The sequence below is a fragment of the Roseovarius sp. genome (assembly GCF_048262375.1).
GTDB lineage: Bacteria > Pseudomonadota > Alphaproteobacteria > Rhodobacterales > Rhodobacteraceae > Roseovarius.
In genome coordinates this window covers 100,873-117,186 of sequence record NZ_JBLXFE010000010.1, presented here as the reverse complement: position 1 = coordinate 117,186, position 16,314 = coordinate 100,873, and the positions used below count along the sequence as shown (strand labels likewise).

Sequence of the window (16,314 nt, the reverse complement as noted above, 5' to 3'; positions counted from 1 at the left end):
CTCCCTGTGGGTCATTATCATTATCATTGCGAGGCGTGGAAAACGCGGCCGAGCGAGGCAGGCGCGCGCGATTTATCGGCTGACATGATGACCAGCACGACGATAGTGATCAAGTAGGGTGACATGGAAAGATACTCGACCGGAATGGCGACGCCTGCGGCCTGCAGATTGAGTTGCAGCACTGACACCCCGCCAAAGAGCCAAGCACCGAGCAGCACGCGCTCCGCCTTCCAAGACGCGAAGACCACCAGCGCCAGCGCGATCCAGCCCGCCCCAGAGGTCATGCCTTCGGTCCATTGTGGCACCCGCACAAGGCTCAGATAGGCACCGCCCAGACCGGCACAAGCGCCACCAAAAAGGATCGCCAAAATGCGGATATGCACCACCTTGTAGCCAAGCGCATGGGCCGCATCGTGGTTCTCTCCTACCGCCCTCAAGATCAAACCAGCCCGGGTGTATTTCATCATTGCCCAAACCACCAAAACGAGAGCGAGACCAAAATACACCATCAGATCATGCGAAAACAGTACCCGGCCAAGCAGGGGAATATCGCTCAGGATTGGCAGATCAAGCTTTGGGGTGGGCGGCGGCTTGATGCCGACATAACCCTGCCCCAGAAGCGACGAAAAACCCAAACCAAAAAGCGTCAGTGCCAGACCGCTCGCCACCTGATTGGCCAGCGCAAACTGTGTCAAAACAGCAAAGAGTAGCGCCAGCAACGCCCCTCCGGCCGCCGATGCAAGAAACCCCATCATCGGCGAGCCCGTGTTCACCGCGACGGCAAATCCGCAAATGGCACCGGTGATCATCATCCCCTCGACCCCGAGATTGAGCACGCCTGCCCGCTCGACAACCAATTCTCCCAAGGCCGCCAGTAGGATTGGCGTAGATGCAACCATGAGCGACGCCAGAAGCAACACCGGGTCAATCGAGGACAGGATCATCACGCCACCTCTCGCCGCGCCAACCGGACACGGTAATTTGTCAGCACATCAACAGCTAAGAGGAAAAAGAGCAGCATGCCTTGAAAGAGTTGAATGGCCGCCGCAGGCAGGCCCATATTCGACTGCGCCAGCTCGCCGCCGATATAGGTCAAGGCCATCAAGAGCCCTGCCAACAGAATGCCCAAAGGATGCAGCCTCCCCAAAAAGGCAACGATAATCGCCGTAAACCCATAGCCAACATTGAAATCAATGCTGATCTGCCCCGCTGGCCCTGCAACCTCAAACATGCCAGCAAGACCGGCCAATGCACCCGAGGTGCCCAGACAAAATAGAACCAGTCGCGCCGGTCGAACTCCTGCGAAACGTGCGGCCTTGGGTGACTGGCCCGCGAGTCGGATATGATAGCCCAAAATGTGCCGATTTAAGAGAACATAAGCTAAAATCACCGCGATGAACGCCGCCACGACCCCCCAATGCATGCCAGTGCCGGTGACCAACTCTGCATTGTGCGCGCTGTCATATTGGCGAAGATTGCGCGAGCCTGGAAAACCGCGCCCTTCTGGATTCTTCATCACCCCGAGGGCCATAGCAGCCAAAAGTTGCTCAGCCACATAGACCAACATCAGCGAGACAAGGATTTCGTTTGTGCCAAATCGCAGCTTGAGGATCGCTGGGATCATGCCCCAAGCCCAGCCTCCGAGCGCCCCTGCCAGCACCATAAGGGGAAACACCAGCCAACTTTCGGTTGGGTAGAACGCAAGCCCCACGCCCGCACCGGCAAGCGCTCCCATGATATACTGCCCCTCGGCCCCGATGTTCCAGATCCCCGCGCGAAACCCGAGGCTTAGGCCGATGGCAATCAGCACCAATGGTGCCGCCTTGATCAATAGTTGAGGCCGATAATAAAAGGCAAATTCGCCAAAAAGCGGTTGCCAGAAGATCGTTGAGATCGCCTCGACCGGGTTCTTGCCGAGTGCGGCAAAGAGCGCGCCCCCGGCAATCATAGTGACAAGCACAGCCAAAAGCGGCGTTGCCAGCATCCAAATACGCGAGGGTTGGGCGCGTTTCTCGAGCGTTAGCATCCCATGCCCTCTTTGAGAGGTTGATCGCGATCGTGGCCACCAAGAATAACGTCATCAGCCTGCTTCTGGATTGAAATACGCAGACACAAGGGATCAAACATGCGCCACCTCCATGTCGTGCGCACCGCCCATCATCAATCCGATTTCCTCTACGCTCAGACCATGTGTCGGCCTTATCTCGGAAAGTCGGCCTTCGTTGAGTGCGCCAAACCGGTCGGAGATTTCCATCAACTCATCAAGATCCTGGCTAATGCAAATCACGGCGGCACCGCCGGCGGCAAGGTTCAACAACGCTTGTCGGATCGCAGCCGCGGCGGCGGCATCGACCCCCCAAGTGGGTTGATTGACAACCAATACTTCGGGCCGTTGCAATACTTCGCGACCGATAACGAATTTCTGCAAGTTACCCCCTGAAAGCGCCCGCGCCGCAGTAACTGGTCCCGGCGTGCGGACGTCAAAGGCCTTGATTATGCGGCGGGTAAAGTCCTCTGCCGCATCCCATCTCACAAAGCCGCTCTGCGTCAGGTTTTCGCGCACCACCGCCGTCAGGATCGCGTTCTCTGTCAGGCTCATGTCCGGTGCTGCGGCATGGCCCAGCCGTTCCTCGGGAGCGGTCAAAAGCCCCAAGACACGCCGGGGCGCTGGTCCAAGATGTCCAATCAGGTCCCCGTGCAGACGGATCGCCCCCGCCTCAGCCAGCATTTCGCCCGACAGCGCAGCAAGCAATTCATCCTGCCCATTGCCCGCAACGCCGCCGATCCCCAGGATTTCTCCGGCGCGCACTGCAAAGCTAATGGATTTCAGCGACGTGCCAAACTGCGCCGGTGCTGCAACAGAGAGCCCCTCGACATCCAACGCGACAGGACCCAGTTCGCGCGAGGTGCGCGCAGGCGGGGCAAAGGCCGATCCAACCATCATTTCAGCCATTTCGCGCGCGGAGGTGTCGCGTGGCACACAAGTTCCCACATTCTTACCTTGCCGCAGGATTGTAGCATGATCGCAAAGGGCCCGGATTTCTTCCAGCTTGTGCGAGATATAGAGGATTGCCACCCCTTCGGCCGTCAGTTTGCGCAGAGTCTGAGACAGAATCTCTACCTCTTGCGGCGTCAGCACCGAGGTAGGTTCATCCATGATCAAGAGGCGCGGGTCCTGCAAGAGGCACCGGATGATCTCGACCCGCTGTCGCTCGCCCGCAGAGAGATCACCAACTATCCGGTTCGGGTCAAGCGGCAATCCATAGGTCTCAGAGACCTCACGGATGCGGGTTTCAAGGTCGCGTAGACGTGGCGGTTTCTCCATCCCAAGCGCTACATTCTCTGCCACGCTCATCGCATCAAAGAGAGAGAAATGCTGAAACACCATGGCCACGCCTGACGTGCGAGCGCTGTGCGGATCAGACGGTGCATAAGGCGCGCCGCGCAGGATCATCGCGCCGCTGTCAGGTTTGACAAGACCATAGATCATCTTGACGAGTGTCGATTTCCCCGCGCCATTCTCGCCCAGAAGGGCGTGCACCTCTCCCTCGCGCAGAGCAAAAGACACGGCGTCATTTGCGACAACCCCGGGGTATGCCTTGGTCAAGCCCGAGACGGTCAGCAAATTGCCTGTCACGCCGTTCTCCTTCGGTCTGTAGCCTTTGCATCCGCCCCCTTGATTATCGCGGCAGCAACACCAAGCGCAATGGCCTGCGGGTGTTTACCCAAGTCGGGATCACCAATCGGGCAAGAAATCCTCGAAATCTGCGTATCTGCATGCCCAAGCGCAAGCAGCCGCTGGCGAAACCGGGTCCATTTGCTTGCAGAGCCAATCAGCCCCGCGCCGGCAAAATGGCGTGACAGCAGGCGATGGCACAGCTCTAGATCAAGCGCATGATCATGGGTCACGATAACATGCGCGGCAGTATCGGGGGCTTTGGTTATCGCCCTCAGAGGATCGTTGCTCAGTTCGATCCGCATGGGCAGCCCCTGCAGCAGTTCAGTTCGGGCATCAGCCAGCATAATCCCCAGATCAGGCAGAGGTGCCAAAACAAGGGCCAATGCACGTCCGACATGGCCTGCACCATGGATCACCACCGGGCGCACCGCTGACCGTCGCTCGATCAACCAGCCATCGGACCACTCAACCGGTGGTCCGATATCGCTCAATGCCGCGTTTGGCGGGTTGCCGTCGCCTTTTTCGATAGGCCGCGCCCAGCATCCGGAATGCGTCAGTGCCTCCGTCGCTCTTTCAACGTCAGAACTCTCAAATGCCTCAAACACCAGCACCACGGCTCCGCCGCAGCACTGACCCAACGCAGGCCCAAGCGCCTGCCGGAGCACGCGCCTATGCCCGCCTCCCGCCAACATTACGCGCGCGTCATGCGTCGCCTCATGTTCGAGCCGTCCACCCCCAATACTGCCCGATTGCCCATCTTGCCAAACCAGCATCGCAGCTCCTGCCGCACGTGGCGTGGACCCACGCGTCTCCACCACCATCACGCGCACGATTCGGCCCTCGCGCGCGACCGTCGCGCGTAGGTCCTCAAGGTCACGCATGGGCGCTCCTCCTTTGACGTTCAATAGCCAAGAACAGCCGTTCCGGTGTCGCAGGCGCGTCCAGCGCCGGATACCCCGGCCCGAATGCCGCAACGGCATCGCTGAGCGCCATCAGCGCCGAAATCCCCAACATGAACGGAGGCTCGCCCACGGCCTTGGAGCGATAGATCGTCTCTTGGACGTTCCGACCGTCCCAAAGCGCCACATTAAAAATCTCAGGTCGGTCCGAACAGGCCGGTATCTTGTAGGTGGACGGCGCGTGCGTGCGCAGGCATCCGGCGGTATCCCATACCAGTTCCTCAACCGTCATCCAGCCCGCGCCCTGAACATAGCCACCTTCAATTTGCCCGATATCAAGCCTGGGGTTCAGAGAGGCCCCGCAATCATGCAGGATATCGGTGCGCAAGAGGCGATTTTCGCCCGTAAGCCCGTCAACCACCACCTCTGTCACGGCAGCGCCATAGGCGAAATAATAGAAGGGTCGTCCCTCACCCCGGATCCTGTCCCAAGCAAGATCTGGAGTTTTGTAAAATCCGGTCGAGGACAGGCTGACGCGATGCTCATAGCACAGCTTGGCAGCCGCTGCGAACCTCAGGCTATGGTTGCCCACCTGCACAGCACCGTCATCGAACCGCACCTGCTCTGGCGCGACCTGATGATACTGAGCCAGAAATCCAACCATCCGCTCTCGGATCGTATCGCAGGCCATCTTGACCGCCATGCCATTGAGGTCGCTTCCCGAACTCGCTGCGGTGGCTGAGGTATTTGGGACCTTGGCCGTATCAGTTGCAGTAATCCTGACCGCCTCAAGCGGCAAACCAAAGCGTGCGGCAGCGACCTGTGCTACCTTCTGAAACAACCCCTGCCCCATCTCAGTGCCCCCATGGTTGAGATGCACTGAACCATCCTGATAAACATGCACAAGCGCGCCCGCCTGATTTAGGTGACTGAGCGTGAAAGATATCCCGAACTTGACCGGCGTCAGCGCAAGTCCTCTCTTGAGCAGGGGATTTCGGGCATTCCACTCGGTCACAGCCGCCCGCCGCTCTCGATATTCGGACGAAACAACCAGCGCCTCTGTCATCTCGTGCAGGATAAAATCTTCAACCGGCTGGTGATAAGGTGTGACCTGTATTTTCATCTGGCCAGAAACACCTTCGGGGGGGCGCGCAGCGCGGGGGGCAGACAGCCCCCCTCCTTCCTTGGCGGCATAGTAATTGCGTTGCCGCACCAAAAGCGGATCAAGCCCCAGATGATGCGCCACATGGTCCATCACCCGCTCGATCCCCAGCATCCCCTGTGGCCCGCCAAAGCCGCGAAACGCCGTGGCAGAGGCGGTATTCGTGCGCAGACGGTGGCTTTCGATCCGCGCGGTGGGAAGATGATAGGCATTGTCTGCGTGCAGCATAGCGCGATCGGCCACCGGCAGAGACAGATCCTGCGACCAGCCACATCGGACGAAATGGATAAAATCCACACCTACGAGCCGCCCCTCTGAATCGGCCCCCGCGCGATAAGAGATGCGGAAATCATGCCGCTTGCCGGTGATCGCCATGTCGTCATCGCGGTCATAGCGCATCTTGCAGGGCTGCCCCGTGATCATTGACGCCACGGCACAGGCGACGGCTGGGGCGTTGGCCTGACTTTCCTTGCCACCAAACCCCCCTCCCATGCGCCGGGTCTCGACCCTCACCGAATGCATGGCGCGACCGATGGCATCAGCCACCTTGTGCTGCACCTCGGTCGGGTGTTGGGTCGAGGCGTGGATCACCATATCGCCCCCCTCCTGTGGTAAGGCGATCGCGGCTTGGCCTTCTAGATAGAAATGCTCTTGCCCACCCATCTCAATCATACCCTCGACCACATGGGGGGCCGCGGCAATGGCAGCGGCAACGTCGCCTTTTTGCCAGATACGAGGCCCCTCCTCAAACCTGCTATTGGCGGCCAGAGCCTCGTCGATGGTCAGTATCGGGGGCCTTTCCGAACAGGTCACATTGCCAAGTTTCGCGGCCCGACGCGCCGCTATGTGGCTTGTGGCGACAACCAAAAACATCGGCTGGCCATGATAGCAGATTTCTCCCTCGCTCAGGAGCGGCTCGTCGCGGGCCGAAGGCGACGTATCCGCCCTGTATGGAAGATCGGCGGCCGTCAGCACAGCGATGACACCGGGGGCAGAGCGCACCTCAGACAGGTCCATCGTGGTGATCTGTCCACAAGCGATTTGGCTTAGACCAAATGCCAGATGCAATGTATTGCGCGGACAGGGAATATCATCGACATAGCGGGCCTCTCCCGTCACATGCAGACGGGCGGAGTCGTGCGGCAGCGGCTTGGCCACGCTCATGGTCGCACCTCTAGCACAGAGATGATAGCCCCCTGATCCTCGAGAAAGCAGCGCATCAGCAAATGACGTGCTGTTGCAAGTCGATAGGCAGCAGAGGCGCGCATGTCTGAGAGCGGCGCAAAATCCATCGACCATTGGTCATAGGTTGCCTCGATTGTGATCTTGTCCCATGCAGCCCCGATCAATGCAGCCTCGACATGAGACGCACGCTTTGGAATGCCAGCCATGCCACCAAAGGCGATCCGCGCAGCGATGACTCGACCGGCCTCAACAGTGATGTTGAAACACCCCAAAACCGCCGAGATATCCTGATCAAAACGCTTGGAAACCTTGTAGCAACGCAAATGATCCTCTTGACGCGGTAGGCTGACCGCCTCGACAAACTCGCCGCGCGCACGGTCCTGTTTGCCATACTCGAGGAAGAAATCCTCAAGCGGAATCGTGCGGCGCGTATTTCCGTGCCGCAAATGCAGCCTTGCACCGAGGGCGATGAGCGCGGGCGCGTTGTCCCCAATGGGCGAGCCATTGGCGATATTGCCACCCAAGGTGGCGGCGCTGCGCACCTGCTCCGATCCGTAGCGCCGCAACATCGCGGCATAAGAGGGATGATAAGGAGCAATCACCCCCATCAAGGTCGCAATCGTCACACCAGCCCCGAGGCGTATCTCTGATTCTGTGACAGCAATCTCTTGCAGATCGGCGCAGCCGCCGAGAAAAATCGGCAGGTCCAAGCCCCGCAACTGTTTTGTCACCCATAGACCCACATCGGTCGCCCCGGCAATCAGCGTGGCGCGCGGGTTGGCGGCGTAAAGCTCCGCCACCTCATCCGCCGTTCGGGGGTGCAGCGACGCAGGGGGGCTGTCCGACCCTCGTCCTATGGTCCCCCCTGAAGGTACTTTTGGCCAGATGACACCATGGTCGTTTTGCATCCAGTCGGGGACTGGCGCAGCCTCGGCGGCGCGAGCGGCGCGGATGATCGGCGCATATCCCGTGCAGCGACAAAGATTGCCCGCCAGAACGCGGTCGTGATCCCTCTCGCCCTTGAGATGGGCGCAGGCCATTGAGGTGACGAATCCCGGCGTGCAAAATCCGCATTGCGAACCATGATGGTCAATCATTGCCTGTTGAACGGGGTGTAATGCGCCACCGGGTCCGCTGATCCCCTCTACGGTGCGCACCACGCGGCCTTCCAACTGTGGCAAAAAGAGAATGCAGGCATTGAGCGCGCGCGGCCCGTTCTGGTCGCTCACGATCACCGTGCAGGCACCGCAATCGCCCTCGTTGCAGCCTTCTTTGGTGCCGGTGAGCCCCCGTTCTTCGCGCAACCATTCGAGCAAGGTCATCGTCGGAGCCACATCCCGCAGCGCCACGGTCTCTCCATTCAGAAGAAACGTGAGGTTCATGAGCCGATGCCTGCCGCGTTACCGATACCGCCCCGTGCTGCCTGACCTTCGATGCGGCGTAGAAGGCGGCGGGATTGCCAAGTCATTCCTCGATGAAAGCGGGGGGCGTATGGTTTGGCAAGTCTTTTGTTCGCCCGCGACCACGGCTAGGGTAGATGGCATGAGCACTGTCCCCCGATTCATTCACCTTCGGGTGCATACCGAATACTCTCTGCTCGAAGGAGCAATGCGGCTCAAGAAGCTGCCCAGTCTCTGCGCAGCGGCGGGCATGCCCGCCGTGGCCGTGACCGACACCAATAACATGTTTGCCGCCCTTGAGTTTTCTGTCAGTGCGCAAGGGGCGGGCGTGCAGCCAATCATGGGTTGTCAAGTTGATCTGAATTATCTGACGCCAGCCCCCGGAGAGCGAGCGAAACCGCCCGCACCCTTGGTTCTTTTAGCGCAAAATGCGCGAGGTTATGAAAACCTCATGAAGGTCAACTCTTGTCTCTACCTGCGTGGCGACGGAAGCCTGCCACATGCGACGGTTGAGGAGTTGGAGCGGCATTCCGAAGGCGTTATCTGCCTGACTGGTGGGCCAGACGGTCCAGTCGGCCGTCTTTTGCAGAGCGGTCAACGCCCGGCGGCAGAGACCCTGATGCAGCGGCTGGCGCAGGCGTTTGGCGACAGGCTCTATGTGGAATTGCAGCGTCACCCCGGCGAGGGTGGCGCACCCGAGGCCGAGCGCCTGACCGAGCGCGGCTTGGTTGAGATGGCTTATGCGATGGACCTGCCGCTGGTAGCGACCAACGATGTCTATTTCCCGAAATCAGACATGTACGAGGCGCATGACGCCATGCTCTGCGTGGCTGAGGGTGCCTATGTCGATCAGAGCGCGCCGCGTCGCCGCCTGACCCCGCAGCACTATTTCAAGAGTCAGGACGAGATGGCAGCGCTCTTTGCCGATCTTCCGGAAGCCCTAGAGAACTCTGTTGAAATTGCCAAACGCTGCGCCTTTGGCGCATACAAACGAGATCCGATCCTGCCCAAATTCGCCGATGACGAAGTCGAGGAGCTTCGCCGTCAGGCGCGGGCGGGGCTTACAGCAAGACTGGCCGTGATCCCCCATGCCACTCCGGTGGAAGATTATGAAAAGCGACTGGAATTCGAGCTGGGAATCATCGAAGGCATGGGCTTTCCCGGCTATTTCCTGATCGTGGCAGACTTCATCAAATGGGCCAAGGATCACGACATCCCGGTGGGACCGGGACGCGGCTCGGGCGCAGGCAGTCTGGTGGCCTATGCGCTGACAATCACCGACCTTGATCCGCTGCGCTATAGCCTTCTGTTCGAGCGCTTTCTCAATCCAGAGCGGGTCAGCATGCCCGACTTTGACATCGACTTTTGTATGGATCGCCGCGAGGAGGTGATCCAGTATGTACAAGAGAAATACGGTCGTGACCGTGTGGGGCAGATCATCACCTTTGGGGCGCTCTTGTCCAAGGCCGCCGTGCGCGACATCGGGCGCGTGCTGCAAATGCCCTATGGGCAGGTGGATCGGTTGTCCAAGATGATCCCCGTCGAAGGCGTCAAGCCGGTGAGCATCGAAAAGGCCCTAGCCGATGAGCCGCGCCTGCGCGAAGAAGCCAAGAATGAAGAAGTCGTGGACCGCCTCCTGACCTATGCGCAACAAGTCGAGGGACTGTTGCGCAACGCCTCGACCCATGCCGCTGGCGTGGTGATTGGCGACCGGCCTCTGGATGAGCTGGTGCCGGTCTATCAGGACCCGCGTTCGGACATGCCGGCCACGCAGTTCAACATGAAATGGGTGGAACAGGCCGGGCTGGTCAAGTTCGACTTTCTCGGCCTCAAGACCCTGACCGTGATCCAGAACGCGGTGGACATGATCCGCAAGGCGGGCCGCCCGCTGAACGTGGCGGCGGATGGGACGGTGCTTTATCAGCCGCCCGAGGGCTTTGAGTATGACATCGGGGCGATCCCGCTCGATGACGAGAAAGCCTATCAGCTCTATGCCAGCGCCAAGACGGTGGCGGTGTTCCAAGTGGAATCCAGCGGCATGATGGATGCGCTCAAGCGCATGAAACCCACCTGCATCGAAGACATCGTGGCGCTCGTCGCGCTCTACCGTCCGGGTCCGATGGAGAATATCCCGACCTATTGTGAAGTTAAAAACGGCCTCAAGGAGCTTGAGTCAATCCATCCGTCGATTGACCATATCCTCGAGGAAACCCAAGGCATCATCGTCTATCAGGAACAGGTGATGCAGATCGCGCAGGTTATGGCGGGGTATAGCCTTGGCGGTGCCGACCTCTTGCGCCGCGCCATGGGCAAGAAGATCGCCGAGGAAATGGCCAAGGAGCGCCCAAAATTCGAGAAAGGCGCGATGGAGAATGGCGTCGACAAGAAAAAGGCCAGCGAGGTCTTTGACTTGCTTGAGAAGTTCGCCAACTACGGCTTCAACAAATCGCACGCGGCGGCCTATGCGGTGGTCAGCTATCAGACCGCTTGGCTCAAGGCTAACCATCCGGTGGAATTCATGGCCGGTGTGATGAATTGCGATATACACCTGACGGACAAGCTGGCGGTGTATTTTCAAGAGGTGAAAAAGGGGCTGGGTCTGGATTGGGCCGCCCCTTGCGTCAACCGCTCCGAGGCCACGTTCGACGTGCGCGATGGCGTGCTGCATTACGCATTGGGGGCGCTCAAGAATGTGGGCGTCGAGGCGATGAAGCTGATCACGCTGGGGCGTGGAGAGAAAGCATTCACGACCCTATTTGAGGTGGCGCAGCGGGTTGATCTCAAGCGGGTCGGCAAGCGTCCGCTGGAAATGCTGGCGCGTGCAGGGGCGTTTGACGCGCTCGACCGCAACCGCCGCCGCGTGTTCGAGAGCATCGAAGCGCTGATGAGCTATTCGGCGGCGATCCATGAACAGAAAAACTCCAACCAGGTCTCGCTCTTTGGCGAGGCGGGCGATGACCTGCCGGAACCGCGCCTGGCGCCGGTTGAAGACTGGCTGCCCGCCGAGCGATTGACCGAGGAATTCAAGGCCGTGGGATTTTACCTCTCGGGGCATCCGCTTGACGATTACATGACCGTGCTGCGGCGGCAGGACGTCAAGACGCTGGACGAGGTGATGGCTCAGGCCGAACGTGGTCCGGCGCTGGTCAAGATGGCGGGTGTGGTGGCTGGGCGGCAGGAACGAAAATCGGCGCGTGGCAACCGCTTTGCCTTTGCGCAACTCAGCGATACCACCGGCGGCTACGAAGTAACTATCTTCTCAGAAACGCTTGAGAAATGTCGGGAGTTTCTGGAAACCGGGGCGCAGGTGGTGATCACCGCCGAGGCGACAATGGAGTCGGATCAGTTGAAACTGCTCTGCCGTGCCGTGCAACCGATTGACGGGATGGTGGCAGGTGCCGGGGCGGTTGGCCTACGGATTTTTGTGGATCAGCCGGCGGCTATCGGATCAGTTGCCATAGTGTTGCAAAACGCCGGCAAATCCGCACGCGGCGCGCAGCCCGGCCCGGTCCATTTTTGCCTGATGGGCGCAGGCCTGCCCGGAGAGGTCGAGATCGACAGCGGCGCCGAATACCCGGTGACGCCACAGATCAAGGGTGCGATCAAGAGCCTCACTGGCGTGGTGATGGTCGAAGAGATCTAGTAATGCGGCGGGCGCTCATCGCCTAGAATTACGCCGCCGTCACTCTCGCCTTGCCGCGCGGCCTCACGCGCGGTCAGTCTCTCAACCCGCAGGCGCAGGCTAACGATTTCGCGGTCTTGGCGTGCGACCACGTCCGACAGGTCATCGACTGCGCGGATCAGGTGGGCCAGTTTTTCTTCAATATCGCTCATAGTGTCGCTCTACGCCGGGACGCTCGCGTGGTCAATCGCGCAGCCGCCTTGCCCCGGCGCGGCCCTTGGGCTAGACCGCGCCACGACAGATGCCGCAAGGACGCATGCCATGGCCAAGCCCAAGAAAGAGCCCCGCCCCAAGGCCGAAACGCCCAAGGGTTTCCGCGATTATTTCGGCGCAGAGGTGACGACGCGCGCCACGATGCTGAACGCAATTGCCGGGGTCTATCATCGCTATGGCTTTGACGCGCTGGAATCGAGTGCTGTGGAGACGGTTGAGGCGCTTGGCAAGTTTCTGCCAGATGTGGACCGGCCCAACGAGGGTGTCTTTGCCTGGCAGGACGAGGACGAGAAATGGCTGGCGCTGCGCTATGACCTGACTGCGCCGCTCGCGCGGGTTTATGCGCAGCACCGCAACGATCTGCCGACGCCCTATCGGCGCTATGCCATGGGTCCGGTCTGGCGCAATGAAAAGCCGGGACCGGGCCGGTTTCGTCAGTTTTATCAATGTGATGCGGATACGGTTGGCACGGCGTCGATGGCCGCCGATGCCGAGATTTGCGCGATGCTGGCGGATGCTCTGGAAGAGGTCGGCATCCCGCGCGGCGACTACGTGGTGCGGGTGAATAACCGCAAAGTTCTGAATGGGGTGCTGGAGGCGACGGGCGTCACTGACCCTGACCAACAGGCCGCCGTCCTGCGCACCATCGACAAGTTTGACAAGGTGGGTGAGTCTGGCGTGCGGGAATTGCTGGGCAAGGGGCGGCTCGATGCGTCGGGGGCATATATCGACGGTGTTGGGCTGAACGACGATCAAGCCGCGCCGGTGCTGGCATTTCTGACCTACAAAGGGGTCGATACTCTGGCAACTATTGCCAATCTGCGCGCAGCGGTCGGCGCCTCGGTCATGGGAGCGCAGGGCGTCAACGAGCTCGAAGAAATCGCGACCCTTCTCGACGCCCAAGGCTACGGCCGCGACCGCATCGTGATCGACCCCTCCGTCGTGCGCGGGCTTGGCTACTACACCGGCCCGGTGTTCGAGGCGGAGTTGACCTTTGAAATATTGGACGAAAAAGGCCGCCCGCGCCAGTTTGGCAGCGTCGCCGGGGGCGGGCGATATGACGACCTTGTGGCGCGCTTTACCGGGCAGCAAGTGCCGGCGGTGGGGGTTTCCATCGGGGTGGATCGCCTGCTCGCAGCGCTGCATGCCAAGGGCAAGGTCAGTGGCGCAGAGCGTGGCCCGGTGGTTGTGACCGTGATGGACCGCGACCGGATGGCCGATTATCAGGCGATGGTGGGCGAATTGCGTCAGGCAGGTATTCGCGCCGAAGTGTATCTCGGCAACCCCAAGAATTTCGGCAACCAGATGAAATATGCCGACCGGCGCGACAGTCCCGTGGCGATCATCGAGGGTGGTGACGAAAAGGCACGCGGCGTGGTGCAGATCAAGGATTTGATCCTTGGCAAGCAGATTGCCGAAAATGCGACGCTGGAAGAATGGAAAGAACGCCCCAGCCAATATGAGGTATCGCGCACGCAACTTATTGAAAAGGTGCGTGAAATTCTGACGGAGCAAGGCTGATGCCCGAGCGTGCCGCCATCCGGGCCGAAGCCACCCGCCTGCGTACCCTGTTTGAGACGGCGGGTGCGCTGCCGGTTGAAACCTCTGTCCTGCAACCCGCCGAGGTACTGCTAGACCTCTATGGCGAGGATATTCGTGCGCGCGCCTATGTGACCTCGGATGCGTTGCGGGGGGAACAGATGCTGCGCCCGGATTTCACCGTGCCAGTGGTGCAGATGCATATGGAGCATGGGGCGGAACCGGCGCGGTATACCTATTCCGGCGAGGTGTTTCGACGGCAGGAAGAGGACGCCGCGCGCGCCAATGAATACACCCAAGTCGGCTATGAGATCTTTGAGCGCGAGGCGCCAGAGGCGGCAGATAGCGAAGTTTTTTCCATGTTTTTCAATATCCTGCGTCCGCTTGACCTACGTGCGGCGACCGGGGATATCGGAATATTGATGGCGGCGGTTGAGGGCCTGCGCACAACGGATCGGCGCAAGGCAGCGCTCCGGCGGCATATCTGGCGGCCACGGCGGTTTCGTGCCCTGATGGATCGGTTTTCGGGGCGCTCCATCGTACCCGAGGCGCGGAGGGCGTTGTTGGCCTTGGCAGATCCGATGGCCGGGGCAGAACCACTGATCGGGCTACGCGGCCCTGATGAAATATCAATTCGTATCAATGCGTTACGCGAAGACGCTATAGCGGGACCTATCTCTGCGTCCGAGGTGCAATTGCTGGATGCGATCCTCGCCGTGCGCGAAACCAGCGACAATGCACTGGAACGGTTGCGCGATATTGCGGTGGATATGCCCGCGATTCAGGGGGCGGTGGACCGTCTGGCGCGGCGGCTGGAGGCGATGACGGAACGCGGGATCGACATCACAAAACTGGATTTCGAAGCCAGTTACGGGCGCACGCAAATGGAATACTATGACGGCTTTGTCTTTGGTTTTTATGCGGAAAATCGCCCTGACCTGCCACCTGTCGCCACCGGCGGGCGCTATGATGCACTGACCCGGCAGTTGGGTCGGGGACGCGAAATTCCGGCTGTGGGGGGGGTGATCCGTCCCGGGCTGGTTTTGAGCCTGGGGAGTGCAAAATGACCCTGAAGCTGGGAGTGCCGTCCAAGGGGCGGCTGATGGAAAAGACTTTTGACTGGTTCGGCAAGCATGGCATTGAGCTGGGGCGTGCGGGATCGGAGCGCGAATATGCCGGATTTGTCCAAGGTATTGATAATGTTGAATTAATACTGCTATCCGCTGGGGAAATCCCGCGTGAGCTTGCGGCCGGACGCATCCATTTGGGGGTCACGGGAACGGACCTTGTGCGCGAAAAGCTGGGGCAGTGGCAAAATCAGGTGGCGGAATTGGCGGAACTGGGGTTCGGGCAGGCCGATCTGGTGCTGGCGGTGCCACGCTGCTGGGTCGATGTAAGCCATCTGGATGACCTTGACGCCGCTGCCGCCGCATTCCGGCTAAAGCACGGATTTCGTTTAAGAATTGCCACAAAATACCATCGTCTTGTGCGGGATTTCCTGCGCGAGAATGGGGTGGCGGATTATCAATTGGTGGACAGTCAGGGTGCCACCGAGGGCACGGTCAAGAACGAAACGGCCGAGGCGGTTGCCGACATCACCTCAACCGGTGATACACTGCGGGCTAACCATTTGAAATTATTGGAAGACGGGCTTATCCTGAAGTCGCAGGCGACACTATTCAAGTCACGGGTCGCGCCGATGGAAGACGCCGATCGGCACACGCTGAAGGCTCTGAAAGAGCGGCTCAATCTGGATTGAAGTTTGAGGGGGCTGTACGTTTGTGCGGTTAAACCGTACGGTCGCACGGTGTCCACACTAAACATAAGGGCGGCCCTCGCGGGACCGCCCTTAAACTTTCCACTCAGACCGCTAATTCAGAAGCGCAACGAGGCCCGCGCCTGCACGGTGGTCGCCTCGACATCGGTGCCAGTCGTGCCGAAATCATCAAACTGGTGATAGAGCACCTCGGCACCCAGAGAGAGGTTTTGGGTCAGCATGTGTTCGTAGCCTGCGCCGATGAAGTAGCCGTCATCGTCACCCACATTATCAGTATCAGCCCAAGCGTAGCCGCCAGTGCCATAGAGCAAGCCGTTGCCGATTTTGTAACCGGCGCGCGCCTTGGCGCGGAAGATATTCTCCAGCGTTGCGGCAGGCCCAAGATCAATGTCGGCAAAATCGTAATCCACACCGGCACCGATCACCCAATTGTTGCCCATGTCATAATCGTACCCGGCGATCAGACCGCCGATCAGACCATCACCGTTGATGCCCGCGAGGTCTGTATCCACGTTGCCATAGCCAAGCTGCGCACCACCATAGAAACCGGTCCAGTTGGGGCTGGTGGGGACGGGGGGTGCAACCGGTGCTGCGATCACCGGCTCAGCGGCGGGTTCCTGAATGTTGCCAGCAAAAGCCGGGGCTGCCATCAATGCGGTTGCGGTCATCAGCGCTGTTGTTGTTTTCAGCATCTTGTATTCCTTTCAGTCAGTTTATGCCGGTCGGGCCGGGGAGGGGAGAAAAGACCCATAGACATACGGTTCGCACCGTCCTGACC

The 16,314-nt window shown here is 60.0% G+C and carries 12 protein-coding genes; 4 read left to right on the top strand and 8 right to left on the bottom strand.

Annotation, left to right across the window (positions count from 1 at the left end):
* Positions 1-23: 23 nt before the first annotated feature.
* The 6 genes from ACN0SW_RS12710 to xdhA form a co-directional block, all read right to left on the bottom strand.
* Entirely contained in the window at positions 24-944 is a 921-nt protein-coding gene (locus tag ACN0SW_RS12710) for an ABC transporter permease (protein ID WP_417728301.1), read from the bottom strand.
* A complete protein-coding gene (locus ACN0SW_RS12705; RefSeq protein ID WP_417728300.1) occupies positions 944-2,026 on the bottom strand; it encodes an ABC transporter permease in 1,083 nt (360 codons plus the stop codon). Before ACN0SW_RS12705 ends, ACN0SW_RS12710 begins: the two co-directional genes overlap by 1 nt.
* A gap of 93 nt (positions 2,027-2,119) precedes the next feature.
* Positions 2,120-3,637: an ABC transporter ATP-binding protein gene (locus tag ACN0SW_RS12700; RefSeq protein WP_417728299.1), complete on the bottom strand. Its 1,518-nt coding sequence runs from the start codon at positions 3,635-3,637 to the stop codon at positions 2,120-2,122.
* Positions 3,634-4,560 (bottom strand): xanthine dehydrogenase accessory protein XdhC, encoded by a 927-nt coding sequence (gene xdhC, locus ACN0SW_RS12695; protein WP_417728298.1) that lies wholly within the window; start codon positions 4,558-4,560, stop codon positions 3,634-3,636. Before xdhC ends, ACN0SW_RS12700 begins: the two co-directional genes overlap by 4 nt.
* Positions 4,553-6,904 carry a xanthine dehydrogenase molybdopterin binding subunit gene (xdhB, locus tag ACN0SW_RS12690; RefSeq protein WP_417728297.1) on the bottom strand — a complete coding sequence of 784 codons (2,352 nt, stop codon included), beginning with the start codon at positions 6,902-6,904 and terminating at the stop codon, positions 4,553-4,555. The genes xdhC and xdhB overlap by 8 nt, the downstream gene beginning before the upstream one ends.
* A complete protein-coding gene (gene xdhA / locus ACN0SW_RS12685) occupies positions 6,901-8,307 on the bottom strand; it encodes a xanthine dehydrogenase small subunit (protein ID WP_417728296.1) in 1,407 nt (468 codons plus the stop codon). The genes xdhB and xdhA overlap by 4 nt, the downstream gene beginning before the upstream one ends.
* Positions 8,308-8,467: 160 nt before the next feature.
* On the opposite strand from xdhA, the gene dnaE reads away from it, so the two are divergent.
* Positions 8,468-11,968 carry a DNA polymerase III subunit alpha gene (gene dnaE, locus ACN0SW_RS12680; RefSeq protein ID WP_417728295.1) on the top strand — a complete coding sequence of 1,167 codons (3,501 nt, stop codon included), beginning with the start codon at positions 8,468-8,470 and terminating at the stop codon, positions 11,966-11,968.
* Here dnaE and ACN0SW_RS12675 read toward each other — a convergent pair.
* Positions 11,965-12,159, bottom strand: coding sequence for a SlyX family protein (locus ACN0SW_RS12675; RefSeq protein ID WP_417728294.1), 195 nt, complete (start codon positions 12,157-12,159; stop codon positions 11,965-11,967). The two genes, dnaE and ACN0SW_RS12675, sit on opposite strands and share 4 nt — an antisense overlap.
* Positions 12,160-12,268: 109 nt before the next feature.
* Between ACN0SW_RS12675 and hisS the strand changes: the two genes are divergently transcribed.
* From hisS to hisG, 3 genes are read left to right on the top strand one after another with little or no spacing between them, the layout of a single operon-like run.
* Positions 12,269-13,741, top strand: coding sequence for a histidine--tRNA ligase (gene hisS, locus ACN0SW_RS12670; RefSeq protein WP_417728293.1), 1,473 nt, complete (start codon positions 12,269-12,271; stop codon positions 13,739-13,741).
* Positions 13,741-14,826: an ATP phosphoribosyltransferase regulatory subunit gene (locus tag ACN0SW_RS12665; RefSeq protein ID WP_417728292.1), complete on the top strand. Its 1,086-nt coding sequence runs from the start codon at positions 13,741-13,743 to the stop codon at positions 14,824-14,826. Before hisS ends, ACN0SW_RS12665 begins: the two co-directional genes overlap by 1 nt.
* Entirely contained in the window at positions 14,823-15,518 is a 696-nt protein-coding gene (gene hisG / locus ACN0SW_RS12660) for an ATP phosphoribosyltransferase (protein ID WP_417728291.1), read from the top strand. Before ACN0SW_RS12665 ends, hisG begins: the two co-directional genes overlap by 4 nt.
* Positions 15,519-15,634: 116 nt before the next feature.
* Here hisG and ACN0SW_RS12655 read toward each other — a convergent pair whose 3' ends face one another.
* Positions 15,635-16,228, bottom strand: a complete 594-nt coding sequence (locus tag ACN0SW_RS12655) for an outer membrane protein (protein ID WP_417728290.1) — start codon at positions 16,226-16,228, stop codon at positions 15,635-15,637.
* Between the last annotated feature and the right edge of the window lie 86 nt (positions 16,229-16,314).

Excerpts from the sequence above, each read along its gene's own strand:
- ACN0SW_RS12710 (WP_417728301.1), bottom strand. The coding sequence starts at position 944 with ATGATCCTGTCCTCGATTGACCCGGTGTTGCTTCTGGCGTCGCTCATG.
- ACN0SW_RS12705 (WP_417728300.1), bottom strand. The coding sequence starts at position 2,026 with ATGCTAACGCTCGAGAAACGCGCCCAACCCTCGCGTATTTGGATGCTG.
- xdhC (WP_417728298.1), bottom strand. The coding sequence starts at position 4,560 with ATGCGTGACCTTGAGGACCTACGCGCGACGGTCGCGCGCGAGGGCCGA.
- xdhB (WP_417728297.1), bottom strand. The coding sequence starts at position 6,904 with ATGAGCGTGGCCAAGCCGCTGCCGCACGACTCCGCCCGTCTGCATGTG.
- xdhA (WP_417728296.1), bottom strand. The coding sequence starts at position 8,307 with ATGAACCTCACGTTTCTTCTGAATGGAGAGACCGTGGCGCTGCGGGAT.
- dnaE (WP_417728295.1), top strand. The coding sequence starts at position 8,468 with ATGAGCACTGTCCCCCGATTCATTCACCTTCGGGTGCATACCGAATAC.
- ACN0SW_RS12675 (WP_417728294.1), bottom strand. The coding sequence starts at position 12,159 with ATGAGCGATATTGAAGAAAAACTGGCCCACCTGATCCGCGCAGTCGAT.
- hisS (WP_417728293.1), top strand. The coding sequence starts at position 12,269 with ATGGCCAAGCCCAAGAAAGAGCCCCGCCCCAAGGCCGAAACGCCCAAG.
- ACN0SW_RS12665 (WP_417728292.1), top strand. The coding sequence starts at position 13,741 with ATGCCCGAGCGTGCCGCCATCCGGGCCGAAGCCACCCGCCTGCGTACC.
- hisG (WP_417728291.1), top strand. The coding sequence starts at position 14,823 with ATGACCCTGAAGCTGGGAGTGCCGTCCAAGGGGCGGCTGATGGAAAAG.
- ACN0SW_RS12655 (WP_417728290.1), bottom strand. The coding sequence starts at position 16,228 with ATGCTGAAAACAACAACAGCGCTGATGACCGCAACCGCATTGATGGCA.